Origin of the sequence: Streptomyces sp. NPDC096013 (assembly GCF_044763565.1) — a bacterium.
Taxonomy (GTDB): Bacteria; Actinomycetota; Actinomycetes; order Streptomycetales; family Streptomycetaceae; genus Streptomyces.
The window spans coordinates 180,392-205,870 of sequence record NZ_JBIWGK010000016.1 but is presented as its reverse complement, the minus strand read 5'-3'; the positions used below and the strand labels follow the sequence as shown (position 1 = coordinate 205,870).

The window sequence follows — 25,479 nt, the reverse complement described above, 5'->3', positions numbered from 1 at the left end:
TCTCGCCCGCCGGGGCCCGGTCGCCCGCGCGCGGCTGGGGGGGGGGGGCCCCCGGCGGGCCGGGGGGGGGGGGGCCGCGGGGGGGCCCCCCCCCCCCCCCCCGCAACGGCGAGCAACCCACCCCCACCACCCCCCGTCACGAAGCGAACAGCCGTACAGCCCAAGCGGCATGCGCCTCCGCCCCGATCTCCAGCAACGGCGCCGACGCACAAGGCAGTTCATCGACGCCCCCCGCACCGACCCGCCGCCCCGCCTCCACCGCCCGATCGGCAACAAGGTCCAACTCCGGCGCCAACCGAGCCAGCACAGCCGTAGCGTCGAACGGGTCAAGACTCAGCAACCGCACCGTCGCCGACACAGGCCCACTCACACTCTCGTAGGCCGCGCAGTACGCCGCATCCTCCGGCCCCAGCCCGGCCGCCCGAGCCACCAGCCCCAACACCACAGGCTGGTGCGCACCCTTGGGGAACTCCCCGGCCAGGGCATCGAGTTCGGCGGACGGCCAGGTGGCCCGAGCGGCCCGCATCAACTGCCGCCCCAGCTTCCGCGAGGCCACCCGCAGCGCGGGCGACGGCGTCCGCGCGTCGACGGCACCGTCCAACTCCCTCCGGTCCACCCCGAGTACGGCGGACGCGGCCACCGCGGCGGACACCAGCCCGGCCGTGTGCAGCCGCCCCCGGCAGAAGTCGGCGAGACTCGCCGCCCCGGTGATCCGCCCGGCCTTGACGGCGGCCTCCGCCCCGCCGGAGTGCGCGTGCCCCCCGGCGGGAAAGCGGCCGTCGGCCAGAACGAGTAGCGCTGCCCTGGACATCAGAAGAGGAAGTACCGCTGAGCCATGGGCAGTTCAGCCGCAGGAGTGGCTTCGACCAGCTCACCGTCGATGTGCACGGCAAAACTGTCGGGGTCGATCTGGACACGGGGCCGGGAGTCGTTCTCCCGCATGTCCGCCTTCGTGACCCCCCGCGTGGACTCGATGGCGACGAACTTCTTCCCGAGGTCGAGCCGCTCGGGCAACCCGTCCTCGATCGCCAGCGGGGCGACGAAGTTGAAGGAGTTGGCGGCCGGCGCCCGTCCGATCGCCCCGAACATCGGCCGCGGCAGGATGGGTTGAGGCGTCGGAATGGACGCGTTGGCGTCGCCCATCTGCGCGTACGCGATCTGCCCGCCCTTGATGACGAGATGCGGCTTGACGCCGAAGAACGGCGGCTCCCACAGCACGAGGTCGGCGAGCTTCCCGGTCTCGACGGACCCGATCTCACGGGCGAGGCCCTGCGCGAGGGCGGGGTTGATCGTGTACTTGGCGACATACCGCCGTACCCGGTGATTGTCCGCGCGCCCGTCCCCGGGCAGCGCCCCCCGCCGCCGCTTCATCACATGCGCCGTCTGCCAGGTCCGCAGGATCACCTCGCCCACGCGCCCCATCGCCTGCGCGTCGGAGGAGATGATCGAGATCGCGCCGAGGTCGTGGAGGATGTCTTCCGCGCCGATCGTGGACGGGCGGATGCGGGATTCGGCGAACGCCAGGTCCTCGGGGACCGCCGGGTTGAGGTGGTGGCAGACCATCAGCATGTCGAGGTGTTCCTCGGCGGTGTTGACGGTGTAGGGCCGGGTCGGGTTGGTGGAGCTGGGCAGCACGTGCGGCTCGGAGACCACGGTCATGATGTCCGGCGCGTGTCCGCCGCCCGCACCCTCGGTGTGGTAGGCGTGGATGCCGCGCCCGGCGATCGCGGCGAGGGTGTCGCCGACGAACCCGGCCTCGTTCAACGTGTCGGTGTGGATGGCGACTTGGACGCCCGTGCGGTCGGCGACGGTGAGCGAGGCGTCGATGACGGCCGGGGTCGAGCCCCAGTCCTCGTGCAGCTTGAGGCCGAGGGCGCCGCCGCGGATCTGGGACATCATCGCGTCGTGCGAGACGGTGTTGCCCTTGCCGAGGAAGCCGATGTTGAGCGGGTACTGCTCCATCGCCGCCATCATCCGGGCCAGATGCCAGGGGCCCGGCGTCACGGTGGTCGCCTTGGAGCCCTCGGCGGGTCCGGTGCCGCCGCCGACCAGGGTGGTGATCCCGGCGGAGAGGGCCTCGTCGGCGATCTGCGGGCAGATGAAGTGGACGTGGGCGTCGACGGCACCGGCCGTGAGGATGCGTCCGTTGCCGGCGATGACCTCGGTCTCGGGGCCGATCACCAGGTCGGGGTGGATGCCGTCCATGGTGTCGGGGTTGCCGGCCTTGCCGATGCCGGTGATCCGGCCGTCACGGATGCCGACGTCGGCCTTGACGATGCCCCAGTGGTCGACGATCACGGCACCGGTGATGACGGTGTCGGGGGTGCCCTCCGCGCGGGTGGCGCGAGACTGGCCCATGGACTCGCGGATGACCTTGCCGCCGCCGAAGACGGCCTCGTCACCGGCGAGTCCGGGACCGCCGGAACGGTCCTCCTCGATCTCGATCAGCAGATCGGTGTCGGCGAGCCGGATGCGGTCACCGGTGGTCGGCCCGAACAGGTCCGCGTACGCGGCACGTGAGATCTCAGGCATCGAGGGCACCTCCGGTCTCCCCGCGCAGTCCGGGCACGACACGGGCGCCGACCAGCGGGACGAGTTCGACGTCGACGGGGATTCCCGGCTCGAAGCGCACGGCCGTACCGGCGGCGATGTTGAGCCGCTTGCCGCGTGCGGCGGAGCGGTCGAACTCGAGCCCGGGGTTGGCCTCGGCGAAGTGGTAGTGGGAGCCGACCTGGACGGGCCGGTCGGCGGCGTTGAGGACGGTCATCCGTGTGACCTCGCGGCCCGCGTTGTAGACGATCGGGTCGTCCGCGAACAGGATCTCGCCGGGAATCATCGAGGCCTCCTACACGATCGGGTCGTGGACGGTGACGAGCTTGGTGCCGTCCGGGAAGGTCGCCTCGACCTGTACGTCGTGGATCATCTCGGGGATGCCCACCATGACGTCGTCCCTGGTGAGCAGCTTGCGCCCGGAGGCCATCAGTTCGGCGACGGTGCGGCCGTCGCGGGCGCCTTCGAGGATGTGCGACGTGATGAGGGCGACCGCCTCGGGGTGGTTCAGCTTCACACCGCGGGCCCGGCGCTTCTCGGCCACGTCGGCCGCCACATGGATCAGCAGCCTCTCTTGCTCGTGCGGGGTCAGTTGCACGCTCCCACCTCACAGTCCTCGCTCCGGACCGTGCGGGGTCCGGTTGCCGCAGCCCCGGGCTACGTCCCTGGTGGCGTGGATCGGCAGGCTAGTTGGACCGGGTTTCAAGCAAGTTAACCGAGCTGTGATCAGGGCAATCGCATCTACGCCCGTAGAGCGACCGCGCGCACGCCGTCCGGCACACCCCCGCACACGACCTGCCGCTAGGAGGGATTCGGCCCCCGGTGTTCGGCCGCGATGCCGAACCGCTGGTGTTCGCGGGGAGCGGACGCGGCCTCGCGCACGGCGGAGACGGCGCTGATCACGCGCCCCTCGTCGGCCCGGTCGAGTTCGTCGAGTCGTTCCAGGTCGGCGGCGGAGACGAGGGCGACGAGCGGCTTCCCGTGCCGTGTCACGACGACGCGCTCACCGCCGTACACCACCCGGTTGATCAGGTCGGCGAGTTCAGCCCTGGCTTGCGTCACCGGAATCTCGTAGGCCATGGGCCCATCATACGTTCCATACGTCCTGTACATTTTGTACAGAGCCCGCCAGGGAGTGCGCCCGTCAGAGAGAGGTCATGCCATGACCCGACCGTCCGCCCGCTATGTCCTGCCCGAGTTCACCGAGCGCACCAGCTCGGGCCACCGGACCCTCGACCCGTACTCGAAGCTGCTGGAGGAGCGGATCGTCTTCCTCGGGACGCCGATCGACGACATCGCGGCGAACGACGTGATGGCCCAGTTCATGCACCTCGAGTACCAGGCACCCGACCGGGACATCTCGCTGTACATCAACTCGCCCGGCGGATCGTTCACCGCGATGTCGGCGATCTACGACACCTTGCGGTTCGTCAGCTGTGACGTGGAGACGATCTGCCTGGGCCGGGCCGACTCGTCCGCGGCGGTGCTGCTGGCGGCGGGCACGCCGGGCAAGCGGTCGGCGCTGCCGGGTGCGCGGGTGGTGATCCGCCAGCCCGCGCTGCCGGATCCGGTCCAGGGCCAGGCGAGTGATCTCGCCATCCAGGCCGAGGAGTTGGCGCGCACCCGGTCCCAACTCGAGTCCCTGCTCGCCCTGCACACGGGCCGGACGGTGCAGCAGGTGAGCGCGGACATCGAGCGCGACCACATCCTGGATGCCCAACAGGCCCTGGAATACGGGCTGGTGGACCGGATCGTGGCCACCCGCAAGACCTCGCTCACCGAGCCGGGCGGGGCGTGAGCCGACGATGCTGCCGCCGGAACTGCCGCCGTTGCCCGCACTGACGCGCGCCGAGGGCGAGTTGATCGACCGTTATCTGGAGGTGGCCGACCTGCTGGGCCGTATCAACCCGGCGCACGACGGTGACACGTACCGTGGTCTGAGGGCCGCTCAGGCGCTGGTGGCGAAGGCCGTCGAGCTGCGGGACGCGCTGGCGCTGATGCACCAGCGGGGCGAGACCGAGCTGCACGCCCCCACCCTGGCGCGTGCGCTGCGCGTGCTGGACGGGGAGCGCCGCACGGCGCGCGTCACCATCCCCGCGCCCCCGGACAGTTGAGGGTCGCGGAGCCGTCCCGGTCGGAGGCGAAACGAGCCGAACGGCGTACCCCCGATCGGCGTAGTCGCTCCTCCGTCCGAGAGGCGTCCCGGGTTGCGCAACACGCGTGGTCCGAGGGGCCGCTGAGGTGTTCCGGTGCTGGTCCGAGGGGTGCACCCCGCTCGACACCCGCTCGAACACGGGGGTGTCCACCCGAACGGGTGAGTGGTGAGTAACCCCACAAATACCCGGTTCCATTGGGATTTTCGGACATCCATAGGTGAAGATCCCTGTCTGACGACAAGACCCCGCCGCAGCGGCGGGGCGATCCGGGCGGACGCCGAGTCCTGCCGCCGCCCGGATGACAGGTCGACAGGATTGCATCGGCAGGAGTGGAGGACCCAAGCACGACGGGTCGCCGGGACGGTCACGCCATGACCGGGTCGAGCAGCCCTTGGGGTGAAGCCGCGTCAGCGGCCGGGCAACTTCGCCAGCCCGAATCCGACAGGTCATCCTTCACAGGCGGCTGACGAAGGGTTGCGCATGACTGCGCTCAATCGTGTCCCGTCGCTGATGGTCAGGGCCGGTACGGCCTCGGCCTTCGCCATCGCCGCCGTGGGCGGCTCCGTCGTGATACCGGGTGTCGCATCCGACGCCGCGGCCGCGACACCCGCGACGAAGGCACTTCAGGTCGCGGCGTCCAAGAAGGGCGCCCCGTACAGGTACGGGGCCACCGGGCCGGGCCGCTTCGACTGCTCCGGGCTCACGTTGTACTCGTACAAGAAGGCGGGCAAGAAGCTGCCGCGTACGGCTGCCCAGCAGTACAACAAGACCCACCACATCTCGGCCAAGAGCCGCAAGGCCGGGGACCTCGTGTTCTTCCACTCGGGCTCCAGCGTCTACCACGTCGGCATCTACGCCGGGAAGGGAAAGATCTGGCACGCCCCGAAGACCGGGGACGTGGTGCGGTTGCAGAAGATCTGGACCAAGAGCGTCTGGTACGGCCGGGTCAGCTGACCCGCGCTGAGTCTCCCGAGGGGGTGGCGGCCACCTGACGGGCCGCCACCCCCTCGGGTGTCCGGAGACGTTCCAGAAGCGGTTCTACGGCTCCTGCCGGCCCGCGGCGGTCACCGGCGGGGCCGGTACGGTCCAGGGCACCTCGACGGAGACGGTCTTGCCGCCCTCGCGGGTGGGCCGGACCCTGAGCTTGCCGCCGCACTCCGCGGTCAGCCAGCGGATGATCACCATGCCCCGGCCGTTGTCCTGCTGGACGGCGGCCGGCAGGCGTTTGGGGAAGCGGGGGTGGCTGTCGGTGACCCCGATGCGCAGGTGTTCGTCACGCTCCAGTTCGATGTCCACCGTGAAGGTGGGTGACTGGCCGAAGGTGTGCTGTACGGCGTTGGTGGCGAGTTCCGACACGATGAGACGGATGGTGTCGGCGGCCTCCGTGTCCGCCGGGAGTCCCCATTCGGCCAGGGTTCCGACGACATAGGTACGGGCGGCGGACACCGAGGCCGGATCGCTCGGCAGAGTGACGGATGCTTCCAGATGGTCTGCCATGGCGCGGTCGTCCCTTTCCCGCGGGACCGGTGTCCGTCACGGCGCGCGCGGATGGTTCGAGTACGGTCCCGGACTGGTGCTTCTTCGCCAGACTGCCATTAGCTCGGCGGTAACGGTGCCGATCCACCAAGATATGCATATATCTGTCGCTCGAAGCGGTGAACTCTGCGACCTCAGACCGTATTTGGGCGGCTCGGAAGGAGTAAGGAGAAACCCATGCAGTACGGTCCCGCGGTGCGCCGCCGGAAACTGGGCGCCGAACTGCGCGCGTTGCGTGCGGAGGCGGGGCTCACCAGCGGAGAGGCGGCCCGGCTCGTCGGCTGGCATCAGTCGAAGGTGAGCCGCATCGAGACCGGGGCGAGTGGCGTGAAACCACCTGACGTCCGGTTACTTCTGGACGCCTATCAGGTAGGTGACCCCCAACTTCGGGACATGCTCCTCATCCTGGCGGGCTCCGACGACATCGGCGGCCGGCACCACTGGTGGCACGCCTATCGCGGTGTACTGCCGCCCGCCTACCGGGACTTCATCAGTCTGGAGTCACAGGCCAGCACGCTCCGCACCCTGGAGACCTCGGTGGTCCCCGGACTGCTTCAGACGCCGGAGTACGCCCGGGCGGTGACCCGGGCCGCCGTGGGAGGCCCCGACAACGACGGGCCCGAGCGGCTCGACGCGCTGGTGCAGGTGCGTATGGCCAGGCAGGACGTGCTGCGCGCGGATCCGCCGCTGGCGCTGAGCGTGGTCCTCGACGAGGCGGTGCTGCGCCGGGAGGTGGGCGGTCCCGGCGTGATGGCACGTCAGCTGGACCGGCTGGTGGAGGCGGCTCGGTTGCCCCAAGTCCGGCTCCAGGTACTGCCGTTCGCCGCGGGGGCGCACATCGGCGTCACCGGGCCTTTCGTTATTTTCTCCTTTCCGAGCACTTCTGATCTGGACGTGGTTGTTCTCGACCACTTGACGAGTAGCCTCTACCTCGAACGGAAAGAAGACCTGGAGGCCTACAGCGAGGCCTTCAGCACCCTTCAGTTCCACGCCCTTTCGCCCGAGGATTCGTCGGATTACATCGCCGGGATAGGTGACGGCGCGTAAGGAGGCACCATGTCTGCACTGCCTCGGAACGTACCTTCCAGTTCTGAACTGTCCGGTGTGCGGTGGCTGCGCAGCAGCTACAGCACGGGAGCGAACAACTGCGTCGAGGCGGCTCGTCCGCGCTCAGGCCCCCGCGCGGGGCTGCTCGCCGTACGCGACTCGAAGGACCCGCAAGGACCCGCCCTGCTCTTCTCCCCCGAGAGCTGGACGGGATTCCTCACCGCGTTCCACTGATCTGTCCGCCCGTCAGCGACGCACGGCCGTGTCACGCCGACTCATGGTCGCGTCTCGCCGATCACACGTGCAGCGCGTTCGATCTCGGCCCCGGAGAGGTCCGCTCGGGCGGTCAGCCTGAGCCGTGAGATGCCGTCGGGCACGGAAGGAGGACGGAAGCAGCCCACGGCCAGCCCTGCCGTACGGCAGTCGGCCGCCCACTGCACGGCCGCCTCCGGGGACGGCGCACGCACCGAGACCACGGCGGCGTCCGGACGTACCGCTTCCAGACCCGCCGCGGTCAGCCGTGTGTGCAGATCACCCGCCACGGCGCGCGCCCGGGCAGCCCGCTCGGGCTCGCGCCGCAGCAGGGTCAGCGCCGCGAGCGCCGCACCCGCCGCCGCCGGCGCGAGCCCCGTGTCGAAGATGAACGTCCGCGCCGCGTTGACCAGATGGTCGATGACCCGCGCCGGACCGAGCACGGCACCGCCCTGGCTCCCCAGCGACTTGGACAGCGTGACCGTCACGACCACGTCCTCGTCGCCCGCGAGCCCCGCCGCGTACGGCGCCCCGCGCCCGCCGTCGCCCAGCACCCCGAGCCCGTGCGCGTCGTCGAGCAGCAGCCCCGCCCCGAACTCCCGGCACGCCTCGGCGAGCGCGCCCACCGGCGCCGCGTCCCCGTCCACGGAGAACACCGAGTCGGACACGACGACGGCCGGCCCCTCGTGCGTCCGCAGCGCCTTGCGCACCCCGTCCGGATCGGCGTGGCCCACGACCTGGGTGGCACCCCGCGCCAGCCGGCAGCCGTCGATCAGGGAGGCGTGGTTGCCCGCGTCGGAGACGATCAGCGAGCCGTGCGGCGCGAGCGTGGTGACCGCGGCGAGGTTGGCCGCGTAGCCGGAGGAGAAGACGAGGGCGGCCTCGAAGCCGCTGAACTCGGCCAGTTCGCGCTCCAGTCGGGTGTGCAGCTCGGTCGTTCCGGTGACGAGCCGCGACCCGGTCGACCCGCCGCCCCAGGTCCGCGCCGCGTCGGCGGCCCCCTCGACAACCTCGGGATGGTGGGCCAGGCCCAGGTAGTCGTTGCTCGCGAGGTCCAGGAGCGGTGAGTCGGCGGGACGGGGCCGCAGGGTCCGTACGAGCCCGGCGCGGCGGCGCCGCTCCGCCTGCTCGTCGATCCAGCCGAACGCCATGGTTCCTCCGGGGCTTTTGTAGGCAGTGCACAGACACTAATCGGACGACCGGCCGCCCATGGTGTGGTGATACCCACACCCCCAGCTCCGTGTCTTGTGCATTCTCTCCTTGGCCGCGGGCGGTCCCGTAGGACAGGATCGGGCCTCATGGACCTGCTGAACACGCTCGTGGACAAGGGGCTTCGGCGCGAGCTGCCGACCCGCGCGGAAGCTCTCGCCGTCCTCTCCACCTCGGACGACGACCTGCTGGATGTCGTGGCCGCGGCCGGAAAGGTGCGCCGGCACTGGTTCGGCCGACGGGTGAAGCTCAACTACCTCGTCAACCTCAAGTCCGGCCTGTGCCCCGAGGACTGCTCGTACTGCTCGCAGCGGCTCGGCTCGAAGGCCGACATCCTGAAGTACACATGGCTGAAACCCGACGATGCCTCGAAGGCGGCGGCGGCCGGTGTGGCGGGTGGCGCCAAGCGGGTCTGCCTGGTGGCCTCCGGCCGGGGCCCGACGGACCGGGACGTGGACCGGGTCGCGGGCACCATCAAGGCGATCAAGGACCAGAACGAGGGCGTCGAGGTGTGCGCCTGCCTCGGACTGCTCTCCGACGGCCAGGCCGACCGGCTGCGCGAGGCCGGCGCGGACGCCTACAACCACAACCTCAACACGTCCGAGTCGACGTACGGGGACATCACCACCACCCACACCTACGCCGACCGCGTCGACACCGTGCAGAAGGCGCACGCGGCGGGCCTGTCCGCCTGCTCCGGCCTGATCGCCGGCATGGGTGAGACGGACGAGGACCTGGTCGACGTCGTCTTCTCCCTCCGCGACCTGGACCCCGACTCGGTGCCGGTGAACTTCCTGATCCCGATGGAGGGCACCCCGCTCGAGGCCGACTGGCACCTGACCCCGCAGCGCTGTCTGCGCATCCTCGCGATGGTCCGCTTCGTCTGCCCGGACGTCGAGGTCCGCATCGCGGGCGGCCGCGAGGTCCACCTCCGCACGATGCAGCCCCTCGCCCTGAACCTCGCCAACTCGATCTTCCTCGGCGACTACCTCACCAGCGAGGGCCAGGCCGGCCACGCCGACCTGGAGATGATCGCGGACGCGGGCTTCGAGGTGGAGGGCGCGGGCGAGGTGACGCTGCCGCAGCACCGGGCGACTGTGACGGCGGGCGGCTGCGGGTCCCACGAGGGCGCGGGCTGCGGATCGCACGAAGGCGCCGGCTGCGGCGGACACGAAGGCGCCGGCTGCGGCGGACACGAAGGCGCCGGCTGCGGCGGGCACGAGGGCGCCGGAGTCTGCGGTTCCGCTCCCGCCGCCGCTTCAACGTCCGCCTCCGCGCCGCAGGTCGACGAGGTCCGCCGCGATCTGGTCTCCGTACGCCGTCGAGGTGCCGGAACGGACATCGCGCCCAATGCCTGACCCGATCGGCCGTCTGCCCGTCCCGGAGCTGCTGGAGCTGGACCGGCGGCACGTCTGGCATCCCTACGGTCCGATGCCGGGCCGGCAGGAACCGCTCGTCGTGGAGTCGGCGAGCGGGGTGCGGCTCCGACTGGCGGGCGGCGGGGGCGAGTTGGTCGACGGGATGTCGTCCTGGTGGTCGGCGATCCACGGCTACAACCACCCCGTGCTCAACGAGGCCGCGCGCGAGCAGCTCGGCCGGATGAGCCATGTGATGTTCGGCGGGCTCACCCACGAGCCCGCCGTACGCCTGGCGAAGCTCCTTGTCGACATGTCTCCGGACGGCCTGGAGCACGTCTTCCTCGCCGACTCGGGTTCGGTGTCGGTCGAGATCGCGGTGAAGATGTGCCTTCAGTACTGGCGCTCGCTCGGCCGACCGGCCAAGCAGCGGCTGCTGACCTGGCGCGGCGGCTACCACGGCGACACCTGGCAGCCGATGTCGGTGTGCGACCCCGAGGGCGGGATGCACGAACTCTGGTCGGGGGTGCTGCCCCGGCAGGTGTTCGCGGACGCGCCGCCGACGGAGTACGAGGAGTCGTACGCCGAGCATGTGCGCGAGCTGATCGGGCGGCACGCGCACGAACTGGCCGCCGTGATCGTGGAGCCGGTGGTGCAGGGCGCGGGCGGGATGCGGTTCCACTCCCCCGCGTATCTGCGGGTGCTGCGCGAGGCGTGCGACGCGCATGACGTGCTGCTGGTGTTCGACGAGATCGCGACGGGCTTCGGCCGCACGGGCGCGCTGTTCGCGGCCGAGCACGCGGCGGTGACGCCGGACGTGATGTGCGTGGGCAAGGCGCTGACCGGCGGCTACATGACGATGGCGGCGACGCTGTGCACGTCACGCGTGGCCCAGGGCATCTCGCGGGGCGAGGTACCGGTCCTGGCCCACGGCCCGACCTTCATGGGCAACCCGCTCGCGGCGGCCGTGGCCTGCGCCTCCCTCGAACTCCTGCTGAACCAGGACTGGTTGGCGGAGGTAAAGCGCATCGAGTCGGGTCTGCGCGAGGGCCTGGCCCAGGCCCGGCAGATCCCCGGCGTCCAGGACGTCCGCGTCCTCGGCGCCATCGGTGTGGTGCAGCTCGACCACGCCGTCGACATGAAGGCCGCGACGGACGCGGCCGTCCGCGAGGGCGTGTGGCTACGGCCGTTCCGCGACCTCGTCTACACGATGCCGCCGTACGTCACGGACGACGCCGACCTCGCGCGGATCACCCGCGCGGTGTGCGCGGCGGCACGGGAGGGATGACATGCCGGTACTGGTGATCACGGGCACGGGCACGGAGGTCGGCAAGACGATCACCACGGCCGCGGTCGCGGCGGCGGCGCTCGCCTCCGGCCGCACGGTGGCCGTCCTGAAGGCCGCGCAGACGGGTGTACGGCCGGACGAGCGCGGGGACGCGGACGAGGTCGCCCGGCTCGCGGGCGTGGCGACGGCGACCGAACTCGCCCGGTATCCCGAGCCGTTGGCTCCCGGCACGGCGGCACGCAGGGCCGGTCTGGCACCGGTGCGCCCGCACGAAATCGCCGTGGCCGCACAGAAGCTGGCCACCGAGCACGACTTGGTGCTGGTCGAGGGCGCGGGCGGGCTGCTCGTACGGTTCGACGCGGAGGGCGGCACGCTCGCGGACGCGGCACGGCTGCTGGACGCCCCGGTCCTGGTGGTGGCGTCGGCGGGCCTGGGCACCCTGAACACGACGGAACTGACGGCCCGTGAACTCCGCACCCGGGGGCTCGACCTGCTGGGCGTGGTGATCGGCAGCTGGCCCAACACACCTGATCTGGCGTCCCGTTGCAATGTGGCGGACCTGCCGGAGGTGTCGGGGGCACCGCTGCTCGGGGCGCTGCCGGAGGGGGCGGGGGCGTTGGCACCGGCCGACTTCCGTGCAGCGGCGCCGAGTTGGCTGGCGCCGCGGCTGGACGGGACGTGGGACGCGGACGGTTTCGGAGACCGGGAGGCACCACCCTCCTGGGACTCCCGCTCGACCGGGGCCGTCCAGGAAGTCCCCCCTTCCGGGGCCGTCTAGGAAGCCTCCCCTTCGGCCAACAGCCGGACCAGTTCGATACGCGAGCGGATGCCCAACCGGCTGAAGACACCGCGCAGATGGTGGTCGATCGTGCGCGGGCTGAGGGCGAGGCGGACGGCGATCTCGCGGTTGGTGGCGCCCTCGGCCGCCATGCGGGCGACCATCAGCTGCTGGGCGGTCAGGCGGGTGGTCGGAGCGAGGTCTCCGGGTGCGAGCAGGGCGGTCGGGGCCACCGGTGTGCCCAGGGCGCGGAGTTCGGCGCGGGCCTGGGCGGCGCAGTGCGGGGCACCGAAGGACTCGAACGCCTCCAGCGAGGTGTGCAGGCGGTCGCGGGCCTCGGTACGCCGGCGCAGTCGGCGCAGCGCACCGCCCAACAGCAGCTCGGTGCGGGCCCGTTCGAAGTCACGGGTGCCGCGTGCGTGCAGGTCGAGGGCGATGCGGTAGTGCTCGACCGCTTCGGCGCCGGGTGTGAGCAGGGCGCGGCAACGGGCGCTCAGGGCGAGGTCGTCGGGGCTGCGGACAGCACGCGCCCAGCGGTCGTAGTCGGCGTGCGCGACCCGGGCGATCCGGGTGTCGCCGCTGCGGGCGGCGGCCTCGACGTAGTGCGGGGTGGCCAAGTGCCGTATCGCGCGGTGGCCGTGGCCCGGCCCGAACCCGGCGAGCGCGCGCAGCCGGGCCGCGGCGGCGGCGAACCGGCCGCTGCTCAGGTCGAGATAGGCAAGTGCCCACTGGGCGAGGGCGGCGGGCAGCCCGAGCCCCCGTCCCAGGGCGAACGCGCGGGCGGCGGCGGCACGTTCGCGGCACACGTCCGCGTCGCCGGTGAGCGCGGCGAACATGGCGAGCGCGGCCTGAAGATGGCAGGCGCCGTTGTCCTGACCGGTGGCGTGGGCCTGCCACAGGGCGTCCGCGGCGGCCGTCTCGGCGGCGCGTGGACGCCCGGTCCAGAACTCGGCGTACGCCCGGAACTCCATCGCCTGCGCCACGACCGCGGTCGTGCCCCGCGCCCGTGCCGAGGCCGCCGCGCGCACGGTGGCGGTGGTGGCGCGGGTGTGGTCACCGAGCATCAGCGCGGCGATCCCGGCATGGATGAGAAGGGTGGGATCGCCCCCGGGCCCGCACCGCCCGGCGGCGGCCTTGAGCAGATCCCGGGCATCCTCGTACCGCCCCTCGAACGCGGCGGCCAGCCCCCCGAGCGTCCCATGCGGCACGACCCCCACCCGAACGGCAACAGCCGCCGCCTCCCGACACCGCCTCAGATCCCCGGTGTAGACGGCGGCTTCGGTGGCCCGAGCGAGGAGATGAACGGCCAGGTCGGGGGCGGGGGTTCGGGGGGTGGCGGTCAGGCGGGGTGGCTCGGTCTCCCGGGGCGCTTCGGCCGACCGGGGCGCTTCGGTCGCCCGGGGTCTCTCCTGCACCCCGTGTGCCGCCGCCGACCCAGGCACCATGCGCAGAGAAGCTGATCCGGTCGCTCCGCGCACGGAGGCTGGCTCGGTCGCTCCGCGCGCGGAGGATGATCGGGTCGTTTCGCGCACGGAGGCTGACCCGGCCGATCCCGGCCCAGACGCCGACTCGCTCGACCCCGGCACGGAAGCAGATCCGGCCGTCTCGGCCAGGGAGACCGACCCTGCCGATCGCGGCCCAGTCGTCCCCAGCGCAGACGCCGACCCACTCGACCCCGGCCCGCTCGCCCCCGGCACTAACGCTGACCCGGTCGTCTCGGCCACTGAAACCGACTCGGCCGATCCCAGCACGGACGCTGCTCGCGTCGCTTCGGGCACGGAACCTGATCCTGCCGACCCCGAGCCGGATGCTGGCCCGGTCATTCCCGGCCCGGACGTCGACCCGCTCGACCCTGGCCCGGACGCTGACCCGGTCCTTCCCGGCCCGGACGTAGACCCGCCCGACCCTGGCCCGGACGCTGATCCGCTCGTCTCGGCCACGGAAACCGACCCGACCGATCCCGGTCCAGACGCCGACTCGCTCGACCCCGGCGCGGAAGCAGATCGGGTCGTTTCGGCCAGGGAGACCGACCCGACCGATCCCTGCCCCGACGCTGCTCGTGTCGCTTCAGGCACGGAAACCGACCCAGCCGATCCCGGCCCAGACGCCGACCCAGTCGTCCCCGGCCCGGACCCCGACCCGCTCGACCCCGGCCCGGACGCAGATTCGGTCGCCTCGGCCACGGAAACCGACCCGGCCGATCCCCGCCCAGACGCCGCCCCAGTCTCCTCCCCCGATCCCCGCCGCATCACCGCAGTCACCAGGGCATCGAACGCCTCCGCCGCGTTCCCCGCCCGCAGCGCGAACACCCCGGACAGCGCGTCGCTGTCCGTCGTGGCCGCGAGTCTTCGGGCTCGGTCGCCGTCGCCGGACTGCCAGGCGTCGGCGGCGGCGCGGTTGAGGAGGCGGGAGCGTTCGTGGGGGTCTCGGGTGAGCGTGGCGGCGCGTTCGACGAGGGCGCGGGCGAGGGTGTGTTCGCCGGCGTCGCGGGCCCGGTGCGCGGCCGTGCGGAGTTCCGCGGTGAGCCTCACGCTGGGGCCGAGCGCGCCCGCGCCCCGGTGCCAGGATCGCCGCGGTGTCTCGCCCTCCGCCCGCAACACCCGTGCCAGCAACCGGTGTACGTCCCGCCGGTCCGCCGCCGACCCGGTCTCGTACGCGGCGATCCGCGTCCACGCGTCGCGGAACACCACACCGCCGGCCGTCCCTTGAGCGATCCCGGCCGTCTCGGCGGCATCCAGGCACCTGGTGTCGAGCCGCCCAGCGGCGGCGGCACGGAGGAACGCGTGGGTGGCTACCGGGTACTGGTCCGCCGCCGCGAGCAGGAGAAGCAGACGCGTGTCGTCGGGCAGCGCCCGGATCTCCCGGCGGCACCGGGCCAGCAACTCCGGTGCCAGGGAAGCCGGTTCGGTCGGCAGGGGGTCGAGGCCCGCGGCCTGACGTGGGGTCAGCCGCGGGAGGAGTTCGGCGACGGCGCGCGGATCGCCGTAGACAGCGCGCAGTACCCGGACATGGACCCCTTCGGGGAGCGCGGGGTCGAGGGGCCGCCCTGTTTCGGTGCGGCGCGGTGGCGAAGTGCGGTCTGGGGAAGTGGGGTTCACCGGAGTCAGCACACAACTGACGTTACTGGCGAGTTAATTCAACCGTAAAGACCGGCGATTCAACCGATGCGGCGCGCGTAGAACGGCACTGACACTCCTGACAACCCCACCCGTATCAGGAGGCATCATGCAGCGCCACAAGCGTCGCATCGCCACGGCCCTGTCGGCCGTGACCACCTCGCTCCTTCTGTCACTCCCCCTGGCCTCGACGCCCGCTCACGCGGCGAGCCACAACCCGATCGTGTTCGTGCACGGCCTGAGCAGCGACTCCACCACCTGGAACGACTGGATCGCGGACTTCGAGGCTGACGGCTACTCGTCCTCCGAGCTGTACGCGATCTCCTACGACTGGACGAAGTCGAACGTCACCACCGCGTCGACGCTGTCGACCTACATCCAGTCCGTCCTCTCGAAGACCGGCGCCTCGAAGGTTGACCTGGTGGTCCACTCGATGGGTGCGCTCAACAGCCGCTACTACCTCAAGAACCTGGGCGGGACCTCGTACGTCGACGACTTCGTGTCGGTCGCCGGGGTGAACCACGGGACGAGCATCGCCTCGCTCTGCGGCTGGCTGTACACGTCCTGCAAGGAGATGCAGACGGGGAGTTCGTTCCTCACGGCGCTCAACTCCGGTGACGAGACGCCCGGCAGCGTGTCGTACGCGGCCTACTGGTCGGACTGCGACGCGGCGATCGACCCGGACACCTCGGCCGAGCTGAGCGGCGCGACCAACGTGGACGTCGGGTGCATCTCGCACACCGACATGAACAACGACCACGGCGTCTACGAGCAGGTCCGGAACTTCATCTCCTGATCCGGAGGCCGGGGCCCGGATCTCCTGATCCCGGCCCCGCCCCTTCCCCCGGCGGCAGCGGGGGTGGTCAAGGGCGACAGGGGGGACAATCCCGGTAGGGACCGGTTTCGGCCCGGTCCGGTCCGGGAGGTCGCCATGCCGCTACGGTCCGCAGGCTCCGGCACGGTGCCGCGCGACGCCGTCCACCACCCGCTGTTCGCCCGTTACTACGCCCGTTTCAGCGTGAGCGCCGAGTCGCGGCTCGGCCTGGCCGCGATGCGGGACCGACTGCTCGCCGGGCTCTCCGGGCGGGTGATCGAGATCGGGGCCGGGAACGGCCTGAACTTCGCGCACTATCCGGGCACCGTCTCGGAGGTCGTCGCGATCGAGCCCGAACGGAATCTGCGCCGGCTCGCCGTGGAGGCCGCGCTCCGCTCGGAGGTGCCCGTCGACGTGGTGCCGGGCGCGGCGGAGAAGCTTCCCGTCAAGAGCGAGGCCTACGACGCGGTGGTGCTGTCGCTGGTGCTGTGCAGCGTGGGCGACGTGCCGCGCGCCCTCGCGGAGGTACGGCGGGTGCTGCGCCCCGGTGGAGTCGTGCGGTTCTTCGAGCACGGCCGGGGCGGCGGACCGGCGATGGCGTTCACCCAGCGCGCCCTGGACCGCACGCTGTGGCCGCCGCTGAACGGCGGCTGCCATCTGGCCCGCGACCCGGTCGCCGCGCTGCGTGACGCGGGGTTCGAACTCGGGCCGTACCGAAGGGTGTTGATCCCGGAGAAGGGGCCGACGCTGCCGAGCTCGTACTGCGTCCTCGGCACCGCGTGGCGCCCCGTGGCGGCCGACTGATCACAGGCTCCACTGGCGCAGTTCCCGCGCGATCTCGTCGACCGACGCCTCGCCGCTCTTGACCAACCGGGCCAGTTCGCGGACCTGTTCGGGCGAGGTGACGACCTTCAGGCCGCTCGCGACGAGGTAGGCGTACGCGACGGCGGAGGCGAAGAGGGCGTTGGAGCGCTCCAACGCCGGTACATGGATGAGGAGTTGGAGGAGGGCGGCGGCACGTGCGTGCGGGCTGTCGTAGACGGGGACGTCGAATATCTCGGCCTGGTGGCGCGCCACGGCGGCGACGAGCGCGCCCCAGTCGGTGACCTCGGGGTCACCCGGTGTCTTCTGTTCGGCGAGCATCAGCAGCCAGGCGAGGTCGATCCTGAGGTTGCTCAACGGATCAGCGGCGACCTTCGCGGGGACGCTCCCCGTCGGCGCCGGACTCGTCGGCGAAGACGGACTCGTACTGCTTCATGAAGTCGGCCGCGGCCTCGACGAACGTGTGGCCGACCTCGCCGGTGTCCTGTCGGACCAGTTCCTCTATGTACCGGTTGACGCTCATGCCGCGCGCCAGGGCACGTTCACGCGCCGCGCGGGCGGTGCCCTCGTCCACGCGTACGTTCAGCTGGGTCTTCGCCATACCTAGACGCTAGCGCCGAATCGCTAGCACCGGCAAGGGTTCGGCCCCCGAGGGACGGCGGGTGGAGAGTGCCCCTTACACCGGTGTCCGGGGCCCGACCTGGGGTGGAGACCGCCTCGGCCGCACGGGGGATATCGGCTGTGCGGCGCATCACACTAGGCTCGTCCGGGACCAGGGAGTCGGGCACGTCCACACACGAGGAGGCGGCCTTGTCCACACCTGCTGCGGAGCACGCCCCGGGTCAGGCCTCGGCCGGCCCGAACGCGGCCCGCGCCCACGGTCTGACCAAGGCGTACGGCTCGGGCGAGACGACCGTGCTCGCCCTGGACTCGGTGGACGTGGAGATCGCGCGCGGCCGTTTCACCGCGGTCATGGGCCCGTCGGGGTCCGGGAAGTCCACGCTGATGCACTGCCTGGCGGGGCTCGACACGGTCTCGGCCGGGCAGGTGTGGCTCGGCGACACGGAGATCACCGGGCTGAAGGACCGCGAGCTGACCCGGCTGCGCCGGGACCGGATCGGGTTCATGTTCCAGTCGTTCAACCTCATACCGACCCTGAACGCGGCGGAGAACATCACGCTGCCGATGGACATCGCGGGCAAGAAGCCGGACCAGATGTGGGTGGACCAGGTCATCGACACCCTCGGGCTGCGGGACCGGCTCAAGCACCGGCCGGCCCAGCTGTCCGGCGGTCAGCAGCAGCGCGTGGCCTGCGCGCGGGCGCTCGCCTCCCGCCCCGAGCTGATCTTCGCCGACGAGCCGACCGGCAACCTCGACTCCCGGGCGGGCCTCGAAGTGCTCGGCTTCCTGCGCGACGCGGTGGACGAGCTCGGCCAGACCGTGGTCATGGTCACCCACGACCCGGGCGCCGCCGCCCACTCCGACCTGGTGCTCTTCCTCGGCGACGGGCGGATCGTGGACGAGATGGAGCGGCCCACGGCGGAGGGGGTGCTGGAGCGGATGAAGCGGTTCGACCTGGCGAGAGGCCAGTTCGACGAGCCCGATCCCGATCCTGATGCCGGTCCCGAACCCGATGCCGGTCCTGGACCCGGTGTCGGCCCCGGAAGCGGTCCCTCGGAGGGCGCGTCCGACGTGACCCTCGACAAGGACTGAGCCCGTGCTGAAGGCGACCCTGCGGAGTTTCCTCGCGCACAAGGGACGGCTGCTGCTCTCGGCGCTCGCGGTCGTGCTGTCGGTGGCGTTCGTGGCCGGCAGCCTGATCTTCTCCGACACGGTGACCCGCACCTTCGACCGGCTCTTCGCCTCCACCTCCGCCGATGTGACCGTCGAGCCGAAGCAGGACCTCAAGTCCTCGGTGCCCACCGGCGCGACCGAGACCGTGCCCGCCTCGCTCGCCGCGCAGGCGGCGAAGGTGCCCGGGGCCGCGGCGGCCCACGCCGACGTGTCCGTCGAGAACATCGTGGTCGTCGACAGCCGGAACAAGTCCGTCGGCCCGACCACCGGCGCCCCCACCATCGCCACCGACTGGTACCTCACCGACCGCAGCGCCGTGAAACTGACCTCGGGCCACGCACCGCGGGGTGCGGACGAGGCACTCCTCGACGCGGACACCGCCGACAACAAGCACGTGAGGATCGGCGACACCCTGGCGGTCCAGGCGCAGCCGGGCACCTTCCGCGTCAAGATCGTCGGCATCGCCACCTTCACCACCACCAACCCCGGTGCCGCCCTGGTCTTCCTCGACCCGGCCACCGCCAAGTCCCAGCTCCTGGGCGCGTCCGACCGGGCCACGAGCATCTCGGTGGACGCGGCGAAGGGGGTCGACGACGCCGTACTCAAGCAGCGGCTGTCGGCCGCGATCGACCCGTCCGGTACGTACGACATCAAGACGGCGAGTGAGCAGGCGAAGTCGGCCGCCGCCGATCTGGGCGGTTTCCTCGACGTCATCAAGTACGTGATGCTGGGCTTCGCCGGGATCGCCGTCCTCGTCGGGATCTTCCTGATCGTCAACACGTTCTCGATGCTGATCGCCCAACGCACCCGCGAACTGGGCCTGTTGCGCGCCCTCGGCGCCGACCGCAGGCAGGTGCGGCGGTCGGTGCTCACGGAGGCGCTGCTGCTCGGCCTGATCGGTTCGACCCTGGGTCTCGCCGCGGGAATCGGGCTCGCGGCCGGGCTGATCAAACTGATGACCGCCTTCGGGATGAACCTCAAGACCACGGAGATGGTGGTCGGTTGGCCAACTCCCGTGGCGGCGTACGTGGTCGGCGTCGGTGTCACCTTCGTCGCCGCGTATCTCCCGGCCCGGCGCGCGGCCGGTGTCTCGCCGATGGCGGCGCTCGCGGACGCCGAAGTGGCGGGCGTGGGGCGGCCGTTGAGGGTGCGGGCCATCGTGGGTTCGGTGGTCGGGGTGATCGGTGCGGCCGCGCTCGCGGGCTGCGCCGCCGCGACGAGTACGGCCTCGTCCTCCTCCTTCCTGGGTCTCGGCATCGTCCTGACCCTGATCGCGACCGTGATCGCGGGCCCGCTGCTGGTCCGCCCGATGATCCGGGTGCTGGGCGGCGCTTTCCCCGCCGTGTTCGGCTCGGTCGGCCGGATGAGCCAGCGCAACGCCCTGCGCAATCCGCGCCGGACGGGTGCCACCGCGGCGGCCCTGATGGTCGGGCTCGCCCTGGTCGGCGGGATGTCGGTGGCCAGCGCCTCCATGTCCAAGTCCTTCGACCAGCAGATCGACAAGACCCTCGGCGCCGACTTCGTGGTCCAGAACGGCAACTTCCTGCCGTTCTCCAAGGAGGTCACGGACCATGTGCGCGCCACCGAGGGCGTCGGTCTCGTCGTACGGGCCCGCTTCGCGCCCCTCGCGGTCCACCTGCCGGACGGCAGGCGGGTGGAGACCACGGCGGCCGGCTACGACACCCCGCTCGACGACGTCGCCCACATCAAGTACGCGCAGGGCAGCACGAGTTCGGCACTCGCCGCCGGACACCTCGCCATGGAGGTCGACTTCGCGAAGAAGCACGGCGTACGGATCGGCAGCGTGCTCCCCGTCGAGTTCCCGGGCGGGCGGACGACGAAGCTGACGGTGGGTGCCCTGAGCGACCAGGGTTCCTCGGGCGGTTTCGGCACGCAGGGCGGGCTGTTCTTCGGGATCGCCACGGTCGAGAAGTACATCCCGAACGGCCAGGACTCCTCGCTGTACGTGAACGCCGCGTCCGGCACCGGCGCCGACCGGCTCCGCACGTCCCTGGAGACGACGCTGAAGCCGTATCCCCAGGTCCAGGTCCGCGACCAGGCCGACTACAAGAAGCTGGTCCACGACCAGATCGCCGTGCTCCTGTACCTGGTGTACGCGCTGCTCGGGCTGGCCATCGTCATCGCGGTGCTCGGGGTGGTCAACACCCTTGCCCTGTCGGTCGTCGAGCGCACCCGCGAGATCGGCCTGCTCCGCGCGATCGGACTCGGCAGGCGCCAACTCCGGCGCATGATCCGGCTGGAGTCGGTGGTGATCGCGGTGTTCGGCGCCGTACTCGGCCTCGGGCTCGGCCTGGTGTGGGGCGTCTGCGCGCAGCAAGTCCTGGCTCTCCAGGGCATGAAGGCGCTCGCGGTGCCGTGGACCACGATCGTCGCGGTGGTGATCGGCTCGGCGGTGGTGGGCATCGTGGCGGCCCTGCTGCCGGCGTTGCGGGCGTCTCGGATGAATGTGCTGGCGGCCATCGCGCACGAGTGACGGGGTGCGCGGCGGGGGAGGCACGTCGTAGGCCGCTTCCGGGCACGACGGACCTCTTGGACCGTCACGTCCCGTACCCGTGAGGAGAGTTCATGCCGCGCCCCTTCCGCTTCGGAGTCAATCTGCTCACCTCCGCACCGGCCGGCGAATGGCGGGCGAAGTGCCGACGGGCCGAGGAACTCGGCTACGACGTCCTCCTGGTCCCCGACCATCTGGGCATGGTCGCGCCGTTCCCCGCGCTGGTCGCGGCGGCGGAGGCGACCGAGCGGCCACGGGTGGGCACGTTCGTGCTCAACGCGGGCTTCTGGAACCCGACTTTGCTCGCCCGCGAGGTGATGACCACCGACGATCTGACGGGCGGCCGTCTCGAACTCGGGCTGGGCACCGGCTACATCCAGGCGGAGCACGACACGGCAGGGCTGCCCTTCGGCTCGCCGGGACAGCGCGTCGACCATCTCCGGCGCACGGTCGAGGAGTTGGGACGCATCCTGGATGCCGAGAACCGCCGCGTCCCGCTGCTCCTCGGCGGCAACGGCGACCGCGTGCTGCGCCTCACAGCCGAGCACGCGGACATCGCGGCGTTCACGGGCGCGAGCCTGGAGCCCGGGAGCACGACGGGCAGGCTGGCGCCGGTCGACGCCGCCGGGTTCGGCCAACGGGTCGCCCGCTACCGGGAGTTCGCGGCCGCCCGTGCGGAACCGGCCGAACTCAACCTGCTGCTCCAGATGGTGGCGGTGACCGACGACCCGGCGAGCGCGCTCCGGCCGCTGCTGGAACGCCGGCCCGACCTGACCGTGGAGCGGGTCCTCGACCTGCCCGTCATGCTGGTCGGCACCCTGGGCCAGGTCACCGCGAAGCTGCGCGCGCTGCGCGACCGGTACGGGTTCTCCTATCTCAGCGTGCTGGAGCCGCACATGGAGGCGTTCGCGCCGATCATGGCGGAACTGCGCCGAAACCCGCTCGCCCCGCTCGGCCACCCTCTGCTTGGCTCGTCCCATGAGTGATCTTCATATCCGCGGTGCCGCCCTCTCCGACGTCGACGCCGTGCTGGCGTTCTGGGCCGAGGCCGCCGAGGGCACGAGCATCAGCGACGACCGCGACGGGGTGGCCCGGCTCATCGCCAGGGACCCGGACGCGCTGCTCCTCGCGGAGCGGGACGGACGACTCGTCGGCTCGGTGATCGCCGGTTTCGACGGCTGGCGCTGCCACCTGTACCGACTGGCCGTGCACCCGGAGCAGCGCAGGCAGGGCATCGGCTCGGCGCTGCTCACCGCGGCCGAGGAACGCTTCGTGGCGCTGGGCGGGCGACGCGGGGACGCGATGGTGCTGGAACGCAACGAGACCGGCCAGCATGCGTGGCGCGCGGCGGGGTACGCCCCCGAGGAACAGTGGCGGCGCTGGGTGAAGCACCTCACCACCTGAACGCTTTGCCCATCCTTTACTATTGGCGGACCACTCCGAACTTCTACTTCTTCTCGAAAGGTGTGAGCGTCCGCCCATGGGCGAGCCCCCCAGTCCCGGCGCGCGACATCGCGCGAACCTCCTTGCCCTGCCCGATCATGGGACAGAGGTGAACCGATGACCGAAGTGCTTCTGCTGCTGGTGGCGATCCTGCTGTCGCTCGCCTGTGGTGCCTTCGTCGCGGCCGAGTTCTCGCTGACCACCGTCGAGCGCAGCGAGCTGGAGCGCGCGGTCGAGCGCGGCGAGCGGGGTGCCTCGGGCGCCCTGAAGGCCGTACGGAATCTGACGTTCCAGCTGTCCGGGGCGCAGCTCGGCATCACCGTCACCAATCTGGTCGTCGGCATGCTCTCCGAGCCGTCGATCGCCGCGCTGATCGCGGGCCCACTGGAGTCCCTGGGCATCTCGCACTCCGCGTCGAAGTCCGTCGCGCTGGTGCTGGGCACCGCGCTGTCGACGGTGTTCCTGATGGTCGTCGGCGAGCTCGTGCCGAAGAACTGGGCGATCTCCTCGCCGCTGACCGTGGCGAAGCGGGTGGGGAACGCGCAGCGGTGGTTCAGTGCCGCGTTCCGCCCGTTCATCAGCCATCTGAACAACACGGCCAACCACGTGGTGCGCGCCTTCGGGCTGGAGCCCGCCGAGGAGCTGGCCTCCGCGCGCGGACCGCAGGAGCTGGCCGCGCTGGCCCGGCACTCCGCCAAGGCGGGCGCCCTGGAGCCGGACACGGCCGAGCTGTTCGTCCGGACCCTCAACCTCGCCGACCTCACCGCGGAGAACGTGATGACCCCCCGCGTCCAGGTCGTCGCCCTCGACGCCCAGGCGACCTGCGAGGACGTGGCCAACGCGACCCGGGCGACCGGGCTGTCCCGGTTCCCGGTCTTCCGCGGCAGCCTCGACGAGGTCGTCGGCACCGTGCACATCAAGGACGTCCTCGCGGTGCCGGCCGACCGGCGAGCCCGCGTCCCCCTCGCCGAAGTCATGCGCGAACCCCTCCTCGTCCCCGAGTCCCTGACCGTGGACCGCCTCCTGGACCGGCTGTCCGGCAAGCGCACGATGGCCGTCGTCATCGACGAGTACGGCGGTACGGCCGGGGTCGCGACCCTGGAGGACATCGTCGAGGAGGTCGTCGGCGAGGTGCGGGACGAGCACGACCCGCACGAGACGCCCGACCTGGCCCCGGCCGGGACGGACGACGAGGGCCGCGCCCTGTACTCGGCGGACGGCGCCGCCCGGATGGACCAGCTGGCGCGCGTGGGCCTGCGGGCACCGGACGGACCGTACGAGACGCTGGCCGGGCTTGTCGCCAACGAGCTGGGGCGGATTCCGGAGGTCGGGGACGCGGTCGAGGTCGCCGGATGGCGGATCGACGTGGTGGACGCGTCGGGGCGCAGGGCGGCCCGACTGCTGCTGCACGTGCCGCCGGGCAATGCCGGTTCCGGCACTGATGCCGACTCTGGTTCTGGTTCGGGTTCGGGTTCGGGTTCGGGCTCCGACTTGAGGTCGGGTTCGGGTTCCGACTCGGGTTCGGGCTCTGATTCTCGTTCGGGCTCTGGTTCCGACTCCGCGAAGGGGGAGCTGTGACCGCCGTACAACTGCTGATCGGGTTGGCGACGCTGGTCGTCAACGCCTTCTTCGTGGCCGCCGAGTTCGCGTTGATCTCGGTACGCCGCAGCCAGATCGAGCCGCACGCCGAACAGGGCGACCGGCGGGCCAAGAGCGTGCTCTGGGGGCTCCAGCACGTGTCGGCGCTGATGGCGGCGGCCCAGCTCGGCATCACGCTGTGCACCCTGGTGCTCGGCATCGTCGCGGAACCCGCGATCGCGCATCTGCTGGAGCCGGTGTTCCACGCCGTCGGCGTGCCCGAGGGCGCGGGACACGCGGTGTCGTTCGTGATCGCCCTGTCCGCGGCGACCTATCTGCACATGCTGCTCGGCGAGATGGTGCCGAAGAACATCGCCCTGGCCGAGCCGGTCCGCAGCGCGCTGCTCCTCGGACCGCCGCTGGTGACGTTGTCCCGGGCGCTGCGCCCGGTGATCTTCACGATCAACGCGTTTGCCAACACCCTGCTCAAACTGCTCAGGGTCGAGGTCAAGGACGAGGTCACGGCCTCCTTCTCCGACGCCGAGCTCGCCCGCATCGTCCGGGACTCCGGCGAGGCGGGCCTCATCGACGAACGGGCCCTGGAGCGCCTGAACGACGCGCTGGAACTGGGAAGGCGCCCAGTCCGGGACGTCGTCCTCCCCTTGGAACGCGTCGACTACGTGGTCGCGGGCATCACCCCGGCGGAGCTGGAGGTCCTCTCCGCCGAATCCGGCTTCTCCCGCTTCCCGGTGGTGGACGCCGAGCGCCGCATCATCGGCTACCTCCACGTCAAGGACGCGCTGGACGCGTCCCCGCGCGACGAGCCGTTCAGGGTGGAGGACATGCGCCCCATCGCGAACGTGACGGAGACGACACCGATGGACGACGTCCTCACCGCGATGCGGAGCAGCCGCACGCATTTGGCGGCGGTGCTTGATGAGGAGGGGCGGCTGACGGGGCTGGTGACCATGGAGGACGTGTTGCGCGAGCTGTTCGGGCAGCGGGCGTAGGTCGGCGTACGCGTCAGTCGGCGTAGCCGTGGGCTGGGGCGGGTTGGCGTCGGCGGCCGAGGGAGGCTGAGGCGGGCATAGGCGGGTGCGGGCGTAGATCCCGGCCAAGGCAACCTGTACTGACGCGGCCCGTACCGACGCGGCCCGTACCGTCGCGGGCACCACCAGAACCCGGTGATGCCCGCGGCAGAGGCCCACCGACCGGCGGGTATGGACGCG

General features: G+C 71.4%; 25 protein-coding genes, 2 pseudogenes and 1 riboswitch. Of the genes and pseudogenes, 16 read left to right on the top strand and 11 right to left on the bottom strand.

What is annotated here, in order from left to right:
• Positions 1-136: 136 nt before the first annotated feature.
• The 5 genes from ACIRB1_RS38270 to ACIRB1_RS38250 form a co-directional block, all read right to left on the bottom strand.
• Positions 137-811: an urease accessory UreF family protein gene (locus tag ACIRB1_RS38270; RefSeq protein WP_352179442.1), complete on the bottom strand. Its 675-nt coding sequence runs from the start codon at positions 809-811 to the stop codon at positions 137-139.
• The gene (locus tag ACIRB1_RS38265) at positions 811-2,532 is read right to left on the bottom strand and encodes an urease subunit alpha (protein WP_403468765.1); all 1,722 of its coding nucleotides are present in this window, start codon (positions 2,530-2,532) and stop codon (positions 811-813) included. Before ACIRB1_RS38265 ends, ACIRB1_RS38270 begins: the two co-directional genes overlap by 1 nt.
• Positions 2,525-2,836, bottom strand: a complete 312-nt coding sequence (locus ACIRB1_RS38260) for an urease subunit beta (protein WP_403468764.1) — start codon at positions 2,834-2,836, stop codon at positions 2,525-2,527. The genes ACIRB1_RS38265 and ACIRB1_RS38260 overlap by 8 nt, the downstream gene beginning before the upstream one ends.
• Positions 2,837-2,845: 9 nt before the next feature.
• Entirely contained in the window at positions 2,846-3,148 is a 303-nt protein-coding gene (locus tag ACIRB1_RS38255) for an urease subunit gamma (RefSeq protein ID WP_266766681.1), read from the bottom strand.
• A 203-nt stretch (positions 3,149-3,351) separates the two neighbouring features.
• Positions 3,352-3,630 carry a type II toxin-antitoxin system Phd/YefM family antitoxin gene (locus ACIRB1_RS38250; RefSeq protein ID WP_352179445.1) on the bottom strand — a complete coding sequence of 93 codons (279 nt, stop codon included), beginning with the start codon at positions 3,628-3,630 and terminating at the stop codon, positions 3,352-3,354.
• Positions 3,631-3,712: 82 nt separating this feature from the next.
• On the opposite strand from ACIRB1_RS38250, the gene ACIRB1_RS38245 reads away from it, so the two are divergent.
• The 3 genes from ACIRB1_RS38245 to ACIRB1_RS38235 all read left to right on the top strand — a co-directional run bounded on the left by ACIRB1_RS38245 (position 3,713) and on the right by ACIRB1_RS38235 (position 5,660).
• Complete coding sequence (locus tag ACIRB1_RS38245) at positions 3,713-4,348, top strand: ATP-dependent Clp protease proteolytic subunit (protein WP_403468763.1); 636 nt, start codon at positions 3,713-3,715, stop codon at positions 4,346-4,348.
• A gap of 7 nt (positions 4,349-4,355) precedes the next feature.
• A complete protein-coding gene (locus ACIRB1_RS38240) occupies positions 4,356-4,664 on the top strand; it encodes a hypothetical protein (RefSeq protein ID WP_403468762.1) in 309 nt (102 codons plus the stop codon).
• Positions 4,665-5,003: 339 nt separating this feature from the next.
• A riboswitch (cyclic di-AMP (ydaO/yuaA leader) is annotated at positions 5,004-5,183 on the top strand.
• A gap of 3 nt (positions 5,184-5,186) precedes the next feature.
• Positions 5,187-5,660: a C40 family peptidase gene (locus tag ACIRB1_RS38235; protein ID WP_033278230.1), complete on the top strand. Its 474-nt coding sequence runs from the start codon at positions 5,187-5,189 to the stop codon at positions 5,658-5,660.
• Positions 5,661-5,744: 84 nt separating this feature from the next.
• Here ACIRB1_RS38235 and ACIRB1_RS38230 read toward each other — a convergent pair whose 3' ends face one another.
• The gene (locus ACIRB1_RS38230) at positions 5,745-6,203 is read right to left on the bottom strand and encodes an ATP-binding protein (RefSeq protein ID WP_403468761.1); all 459 of its coding nucleotides are present in this window, start codon (positions 6,201-6,203) and stop codon (positions 5,745-5,747) included.
• A 216-nt stretch (positions 6,204-6,419) separates the two neighbouring features.
• Between ACIRB1_RS38230 and ACIRB1_RS38225 the strand changes: the two genes are divergently transcribed.
• Entirely contained in the window at positions 6,420-7,289 is an 870-nt protein-coding gene (locus ACIRB1_RS38225) for a helix-turn-helix domain-containing protein (protein ID WP_403468760.1), read from the top strand.
• Between the two features lie 9 nt (positions 7,290-7,298).
• Positions 7,299-7,523, top strand: coding sequence for a DUF397 domain-containing protein (locus ACIRB1_RS38220; RefSeq protein WP_328832882.1), 225 nt, complete (start codon positions 7,299-7,301; stop codon positions 7,521-7,523).
• 41 nt (positions 7,524-7,564) lie between these two features.
• Here the strand turns inward: ACIRB1_RS38220 and ACIRB1_RS38215 are convergent, their stop codons facing one another.
• A complete protein-coding gene (locus ACIRB1_RS38215; protein WP_403468759.1) occupies positions 7,565-8,692 on the bottom strand; it encodes an 8-amino-7-oxononanoate synthase in 1,128 nt (375 codons plus the stop codon).
• A 147-nt stretch (positions 8,693-8,839) separates the two neighbouring features.
• Between ACIRB1_RS38215 and bioB the strand changes: the two genes are divergently transcribed.
• From bioB to bioD, 3 genes are read left to right on the top strand one after another with little or no spacing between them, the layout of a single operon-like run.
• Positions 8,840-10,108 carry a biotin synthase BioB gene (bioB, locus tag ACIRB1_RS38210; protein WP_403468758.1) on the top strand — a complete coding sequence of 423 codons (1,269 nt, stop codon included), beginning with the start codon at positions 8,840-8,842 and terminating at the stop codon, positions 10,106-10,108.
• Entirely contained in the window at positions 10,101-11,393 is a 1,293-nt protein-coding gene (locus ACIRB1_RS38205) for an adenosylmethionine--8-amino-7-oxononanoate transaminase (RefSeq protein ID WP_403468757.1), read from the top strand. The genes bioB and ACIRB1_RS38205 overlap by 8 nt, the downstream gene beginning before the upstream one ends.
• 1 nt (position 11,394) lies before the next feature.
• Positions 11,395-12,171 (top strand): dethiobiotin synthase, encoded by a 777-nt coding sequence (gene bioD / locus ACIRB1_RS38200; protein WP_403468756.1) that lies wholly within the window; start codon positions 11,395-11,397, stop codon positions 12,169-12,171.
• Here the strand turns inward: bioD and ACIRB1_RS38195 are convergent.
• Positions 12,168-13,487: pseudogene (locus ACIRB1_RS38195) on the bottom strand (LuxR C-terminal-related transcriptional regulator); the annotation flags it as partial. The gene bioD and the pseudogene ACIRB1_RS38195 sit on opposite strands and share 4 nt — an antisense overlap.
• Positions 13,488-14,413: 926 nt before the next feature.
• Positions 14,414-15,281 (bottom strand): annotated as a pseudogene (locus ACIRB1_RS38190) (LuxR family transcriptional regulator); the annotation flags it as partial.
• Positions 15,282-15,396: 115 nt separating this feature from the next.
• On the opposite strand from ACIRB1_RS38190, the gene ACIRB1_RS38185 reads away from it, so the two are divergent.
• Both ACIRB1_RS38185 and ACIRB1_RS38180 read left to right on the top strand, forming a co-directional pair.
• Complete coding sequence (locus tag ACIRB1_RS38185; protein WP_352179455.1) at positions 15,397-16,083, top strand: triacylglycerol lipase; 687 nt, start codon at positions 15,397-15,399, stop codon at positions 16,081-16,083.
• Between the two features lie 135 nt (positions 16,084-16,218).
• Complete coding sequence (locus tag ACIRB1_RS38180) at positions 16,219-16,905, top strand: class I SAM-dependent methyltransferase (protein ID WP_352179456.1); 687 nt, start codon at positions 16,219-16,221, stop codon at positions 16,903-16,905.
• Here ACIRB1_RS38180 and ACIRB1_RS38175 read toward each other — a convergent pair whose 3' ends face one another.
• Both ACIRB1_RS38175 and ACIRB1_RS38170 read right to left on the bottom strand, forming a co-directional pair.
• Positions 16,906-17,280: a fic family toxin-antitoxin system, toxin component gene (locus ACIRB1_RS38175; protein WP_266766695.1), complete on the bottom strand. Its 375-nt coding sequence runs from the start codon at positions 17,278-17,280 to the stop codon at positions 16,906-16,908. It lies immediately after the preceding gene.
• Between the two features lie 4 nt (positions 17,281-17,284).
• Positions 17,285-17,524 (bottom strand): toxin-antitoxin system HicB family antitoxin, encoded by a 240-nt coding sequence (locus ACIRB1_RS38170; RefSeq protein WP_352179457.1) that lies wholly within the window; start codon positions 17,522-17,524, stop codon positions 17,285-17,287.
• A gap of 209 nt (positions 17,525-17,733) precedes the next feature.
• Here ACIRB1_RS38170 and ACIRB1_RS38165 point away from each other — a divergent pair, with 209 nt between their 5' ends.
• The 6 genes from ACIRB1_RS38165 (at position 17,734) to ACIRB1_RS38140 (ending at position 25,260) form a co-directional block, all read left to right on the top strand.
• Positions 17,734-18,636, top strand: coding sequence for an ABC transporter ATP-binding protein (locus ACIRB1_RS38165; RefSeq protein WP_403468755.1), 903 nt, complete (start codon positions 17,734-17,736; stop codon positions 18,634-18,636).
• 4 nt (positions 18,637-18,640) lie between these two features.
• The gene (locus ACIRB1_RS38160) at positions 18,641-21,211 is read left to right on the top strand and encodes an ABC transporter permease (RefSeq protein WP_403468754.1); all 2,571 of its coding nucleotides are present in this window, start codon (positions 18,641-18,643) and stop codon (positions 21,209-21,211) included.
• Positions 21,212-21,303: 92 nt separating this feature from the next.
• Complete coding sequence (locus ACIRB1_RS38155; RefSeq protein ID WP_403468753.1) at positions 21,304-22,215, top strand: LLM class F420-dependent oxidoreductase; 912 nt, start codon at positions 21,304-21,306, stop codon at positions 22,213-22,215.
• Positions 22,208-22,633: a GNAT family N-acetyltransferase gene (locus tag ACIRB1_RS38150; RefSeq protein WP_352179460.1), complete on the top strand. Its 426-nt coding sequence runs from the start codon at positions 22,208-22,210 to the stop codon at positions 22,631-22,633. The genes ACIRB1_RS38155 and ACIRB1_RS38150 overlap by 8 nt, the downstream gene beginning before the upstream one ends.
• A 156-nt stretch (positions 22,634-22,789) precedes the next feature.
• A complete protein-coding gene (locus ACIRB1_RS38145; protein ID WP_403468752.1) occupies positions 22,790-24,250 on the top strand; it encodes a hemolysin family protein in 1,461 nt (486 codons plus the stop codon).
• A complete protein-coding gene (locus ACIRB1_RS38140; protein ID WP_352179462.1) occupies positions 24,247-25,260 on the top strand; it encodes a hemolysin family protein in 1,014 nt (337 codons plus the stop codon). Before ACIRB1_RS38145 ends, ACIRB1_RS38140 begins: the two co-directional genes overlap by 4 nt.
• Positions 25,261-25,479 lie beyond the last annotated feature (219 nt).

Coding starts and splice junctions, on each gene's coding strand:
- ACIRB1_RS38220 (WP_328832882.1), top strand. CDS start 7,299: ATGTCTGCACTGCCTCGGAACGTACCTTCCAGTTCTGAACTGTCCGGT.
- ACIRB1_RS38245 (WP_403468763.1), top strand. CDS start 3,713: ATGACCCGACCGTCCGCCCGCTATGTCCTGCCCGAGTTCACCGAGCGC.
- ACIRB1_RS38265 (WP_403468765.1), bottom strand. CDS start 2,532: ATGCCTGAGATCTCACGTGCCGCGTACGCGGACCTGTTCGGGCCGACC.
- ACIRB1_RS38205 (WP_403468757.1), top strand. CDS start 10,101: ATGCCTGACCCGATCGGCCGTCTGCCCGTCCCGGAGCTGCTGGAGCTG.
- ACIRB1_RS38230 (WP_403468761.1), bottom strand. CDS start 6,203: ATGGCAGACCATCTGGAAGCATCCGTCACTCTGCCGAGCGATCCGGCC.
- bioB (WP_403468758.1), top strand. CDS start 8,840: ATGGACCTGCTGAACACGCTCGTGGACAAGGGGCTTCGGCGCGAGCTG.
- ACIRB1_RS38215 (WP_403468759.1), bottom strand. CDS start 8,692: ATGGCGTTCGGCTGGATCGACGAGCAGGCGGAGCGGCGCCGCCGCGCC.
- ACIRB1_RS38235 (WP_033278230.1), top strand. CDS start 5,187: ATGACTGCGCTCAATCGTGTCCCGTCGCTGATGGTCAGGGCCGGTACG.
- ACIRB1_RS38170 (WP_352179457.1), bottom strand. CDS start 17,524: ATGGCGAAGACCCAGCTGAACGTACGCGTGGACGAGGGCACCGCCCGC.
- ACIRB1_RS38260 (WP_403468764.1), bottom strand. CDS start 2,836: ATGATTCCCGGCGAGATCCTGTTCGCGGACGACCCGATCGTCTACAAC.
- bioD (WP_403468756.1), top strand. CDS start 11,395: ATGCCGGTACTGGTGATCACGGGCACGGGCACGGAGGTCGGCAAGACG.
- ACIRB1_RS38150 (WP_352179460.1), top strand. CDS start 22,208: ATGAGTGATCTTCATATCCGCGGTGCCGCCCTCTCCGACGTCGACGCC.
- ACIRB1_RS38145 (WP_403468752.1), top strand. CDS start 22,790: ATGACCGAAGTGCTTCTGCTGCTGGTGGCGATCCTGCTGTCGCTCGCC.
- ACIRB1_RS38250 (WP_352179445.1), bottom strand. CDS start 3,630: ATGGCCTACGAGATTCCGGTGACGCAAGCCAGGGCTGAACTCGCCGAC.
- ACIRB1_RS38225 (WP_403468760.1), top strand. CDS start 6,420: ATGCAGTACGGTCCCGCGGTGCGCCGCCGGAAACTGGGCGCCGAACTG.
- ACIRB1_RS38155 (WP_403468753.1), top strand. CDS start 21,304: ATGCCGCGCCCCTTCCGCTTCGGAGTCAATCTGCTCACCTCCGCACCG.
- ACIRB1_RS38185 (WP_352179455.1), top strand. CDS start 15,397: ATGCAGCGCCACAAGCGTCGCATCGCCACGGCCCTGTCGGCCGTGACC.
- ACIRB1_RS38180 (WP_352179456.1), top strand. CDS start 16,219: ATGCCGCTACGGTCCGCAGGCTCCGGCACGGTGCCGCGCGACGCCGTC.
- ACIRB1_RS38270 (WP_352179442.1), bottom strand. CDS start 811: ATGTCCAGGGCAGCGCTACTCGTTCTGGCCGACGGCCGCTTTCCCGCC.
- ACIRB1_RS38240 (WP_403468762.1), top strand. CDS start 4,356: ATGCTGCCGCCGGAACTGCCGCCGTTGCCCGCACTGACGCGCGCCGAG.